The sequence below is a fragment of the Jatrophihabitans sp. genome (assembly GCF_036389215.1).
GTDB lineage: Bacteria > Actinomycetota > Actinomycetes > Mycobacteriales > Jatrophihabitantaceae > Jatrophihabitans_A.
The window spans coordinates 1-3,293 of the sequence record NZ_DASVQG010000243.1 but is presented as its reverse complement, the minus strand read 5'-3'; the positions used below and the strand labels follow the sequence as shown (position 1 = coordinate 3,293).

The window sequence follows — 3,293 nt, the reverse complement described above, 5'->3', positions numbered from 1 at the left end:
CCACCGGGATTCCGAGTCCAGGTCGTCCACCCGTACCGTCGCACGCTGGCGCAGCGCCTGCCACGCGATGCCTTCTCCGGTGCTGACCGAGATCGCGGCGACCTTGCCGATCAGGGAACGGTCGGTGGCATGGTTGTGAATGAGCACGCCTTGCGGCGAGAGGTGGGCGATCGCGGCGAAGGAGCATCCGGTCGCACCGGTGATGAGTTCGAGTACCCGGGAAGCAGTCGCACCCCGGTCGGCCTGCTCGGCCAGGTCTCGGGCCAGGGCCGCAAACCAGCGTGCGCTGTCCAGATCGGCAAGATCACTCAAGGCTGTTCGCACCTATTCGAGTTCGAGCGCTGTGCCAGCACGTTTCTCGACTGCACGGCTTGGCGACAATGTAATGGACGTTCGCCGAACCACCTAGCTGGCAAGCCGCTGCACAAGAATTTGGGCACTCGGCGCGCTGTCGAAGCGCCGCGGGTTGTTCCGCGCCGCGCGTCGTAAAAGGCTATTCGGCTGATAGTGGCGAGACATCGTCAACCGTGACGTTGACGATAACGCTCTGTAATCCGACGTTCTGTTTCAGTTCTGCGATGACCCGGCGCTGCACCTCGTGGGCCACCACGTGCACCGGCTCACCGTAGCTGACGGCAAGGGCGAGGTCTATCACCGCCGTACGACCGAGCACGCCGACGGCCGCGTGCGGGTGCAGGTGACCGGAGGTGGCTCTGGCCACCAGCTCGGCTATCCGGGATTCGGTACTGCGGCCCAGCGCCACCCGGACGCCTGGCACCCGGCCGGCCGCATCGCGAGCGATCGCGGCCACCACCCGGGCAGCGACCCGGATGGCGCCGGTGTCTGTCAGGTGCAAGGTGTACCAGACGTCGTGCACCAGCCGGTCGACCTCTTGGAGCACCGATCTCCGTAGCCGCTGCGGAAGGCTGACCGGCTGGCGGGCGTAGTCCTGCACCGGAGCCCACAGCAGCCGGAACTCCGCGATCGCGGCCTGGCAGTGCGGGCAGGTGCGCTGGTGAGAGTTCGGGCGGTCGGCATCGCCGTCGGCCACCTGCTCCAACAACTCGTCCACCCCGGCGCCACATGCCAGTCGCTGACTGGCGGGATCGAGCAGGTGGCGGGCTTGCGACGGTTCGGTCATGCCCGGTTCACCTCCAGTCCGCTAACGCAGAACCGAGCGCGCGCCGCGCCCGGTAGAGCTGGGTTCGCACTGCCGGAACGCTCGATGCGGTGATAGCGGCCACGTCCGCGTAGGACAGGCCTTCCAGGTGATGCAGTACCACAACGACTCGTTGAGTCGGTGGTAACGCCTGGATCGCTCGAGTGACGGCATCGACGGTTTCGTTGCGTTCGAAGGCAATCTCGGTTCGGCTGCTGTCGTCGGCGACCTCGGTCAGGACGTCGGTCGAGTTGTGCCGGCGGTCCCGGTTGATCCGGTTGACCGCCCGCCTCGTCACGATCCGGTACAACCAGGTGGAGAAGCTGGATTCTCCGCGAAACTGGGGCAGTTGCTGCCAGGCCGTGACCAGGGCGTCCTGGGCGACATCCTCGGCGTCCTGCTGGTGGCCCAGGATCCGCAGCGCCACCCGGTAGGCAAGAAGGCTGTGCCGGTTCACCAGTTCGGCGTAGGCATCGAGGTATCCCTCCTGGGCCCGCCGCACGAGGTAGCCGTCGTCGAAGCCGTCGGCTCCGCCGTCCTGGCTCATCCCCGGCCCCCGCCTGCCATAGCGTGATCAGTGTCTTGCCACGACCGTAACGCCCGCGTTCGCCGTCACCTCACGCCCGGGCAGCAGCCGCGCTCCCGAGGCCCGCGCACAGCCGGTCAAAAAATTTTGCAGAAACAGTGCGATCTTTTCGGTCGGGCGGTGTCTTATGGGATGAGGACCCTGCACAGCACCCTGCACTCCTCACCCCGACCGGGCGGCGTCCGATCAGCGCCCGGGTCGGTATGACAGCACGGGAGTTCCTCTCTGATGACCAAGCCCACCACTACCAGCACGAGCGTCGCGCCTCCTGCCGGCACCGACGCCCCCGCCAATCCGCAACGGCTGCACACCGACCAGGGACGGATCAGCGTTGCCCAGAGTGTCGTCCAGAAGATTGCCGGAATGGCCTGCCGCGAGATAAGCGGGGTGCACCGAATGGGCACCAGCACGGGCCGCGCCTTCGGAGCCCTGCGCGAGCGGATTCCGGGCAGCACGGGGCCGAACGTCGCCCAGGGTGTCGGGGTCGAGGTCGGTGAGACCCAAGCGGCGATCGACCTGGACATCGTCGTGGAGTACGGCGTCTCTATCGCCGACCTGGGCAAGAGCATCCAGCGCAACGTCAAGCAATCGGTGGAGCGGATGACCGGCCTGGAGGTGGTCGAGGTGAACGTCAATGTCGATGACGTCTACCTGCCCGCCGAGGACCAGCAGCAGGACGCGCCAGCCCGGGTGTCATGAGCGGCCCCGAGGTGCCTGCGCTGGTCGACGGGGTCGACGTCGACGCCGTGGCGGCGGCCGTGCGCGGCTGCCCGGCGGTGGACGACCTCGACGGCGGGCGGCTCGGTGAGGTCGCGACCTACCTCCCCGGACGCCGGGTGCCCGGCATCCGGATCTCCGACGACCGGATCGAGGTACACGTCCGGGGCGTCTGGGATAAGCCGGTCAGCCTGATCGCCGAGCAGATACGTGGCGTCCTGGCGACGCTGAACGGGGGCAGGATCATCGACGTAGTTCTGACCGACGTCGCTGAACCGGGCCAAGCCAGGGCGCAGCTGTCGTTGCCGGCGACCGAACCTGCCACCACCGCGATGCCTCCGGTGCTCGCGGATGGCACTGTGGAGGAATGGACGACGCCGAGCGCACCCGCCGGGCCCGGCGGCGGGAGTTCATCCGCAGTCACCATCCCGACCGCGGCGGAGATCCGGCCGAGTTCCTAGCCGGCCTGCGCCGCTTCGACCCACCGCCGTCTGAACCGACAGACGGTTCCGCGCCCCGGATCGTGATCATCGGCGACCAGCGATGGCCGGTCAGCGCGGTCAGCTCGGCGCTGCGCCGCATCCGGCGGCGGCGCCGGCCACGCGTTCGGTGACCTCGTCAGCGGTCGGCAACCCGGCCCTGCGAGGTAAGCAGCAGCCTAGAGATGGGAGACAGACATGAACCGCAGCACGCTCGGCGTTCTGGTTGGCCTGGCACTGGGATTCGCCCTGGCATTCGGCAACTTCGGCCAGATGCTGACCGTCGCCCTGTTCGCGGCGATCGGGTTCGTGGTGGCCAAGATCCTCGACGGGGACCTGGACCTGAGCCAGT

The 3,293-nt window shown here is 67.8% G+C and carries 5 protein-coding genes; 2 read left to right on the top strand and 3 right to left on the bottom strand.

Annotated elements, in window-relative coordinates; genetic code table 11:
* From VF542_RS13540 to VF542_RS13530, 3 genes are all read right to left on the bottom strand, one after another.
* Positions 1-312, bottom strand: a 312-nt coding sequence (locus VF542_RS13540) for a GAF domain-containing protein (protein ID WP_408652233.1), incomplete at its 3' end; no start/stop codon positions are given.
* A gap of 181 nt (positions 313-493) precedes the next feature.
* Positions 494-1,141, bottom strand: coding sequence for an Asp23/Gls24 family envelope stress response protein (locus VF542_RS13535; protein WP_408652232.1), 648 nt, complete (start codon positions 1,139-1,141; stop codon positions 494-496).
* 7 nt (positions 1,142-1,148) lie between these two features.
* The gene (locus VF542_RS13530; protein ID WP_408652231.1) at positions 1,149-1,706 is read right to left on the bottom strand and encodes an RNA polymerase sigma factor; all 558 of its coding nucleotides are present in this window, start codon (positions 1,704-1,706) and stop codon (positions 1,149-1,151) included.
* A 267-nt stretch (positions 1,707-1,973) separates the two neighbouring features.
* On the opposite strand from VF542_RS13530, the gene VF542_RS13525 reads away from it, so the two are divergent.
* Positions 1,974-2,444 (top strand): Asp23/Gls24 family envelope stress response protein, encoded by a 471-nt coding sequence (locus VF542_RS13525; protein WP_408652230.1) that lies wholly within the window; start codon positions 1,974-1,976, stop codon positions 2,442-2,444.
* Entirely contained in the window at positions 2,441-2,923 is a 483-nt protein-coding gene (locus tag VF542_RS13520; RefSeq protein WP_408652229.1) for a hypothetical protein, read from the top strand. The genes VF542_RS13525 and VF542_RS13520 overlap by 4 nt, the downstream gene beginning before the upstream one ends.
* The last annotated feature ends 370 nt before the right edge of the window (positions 2,924-3,293 follow it).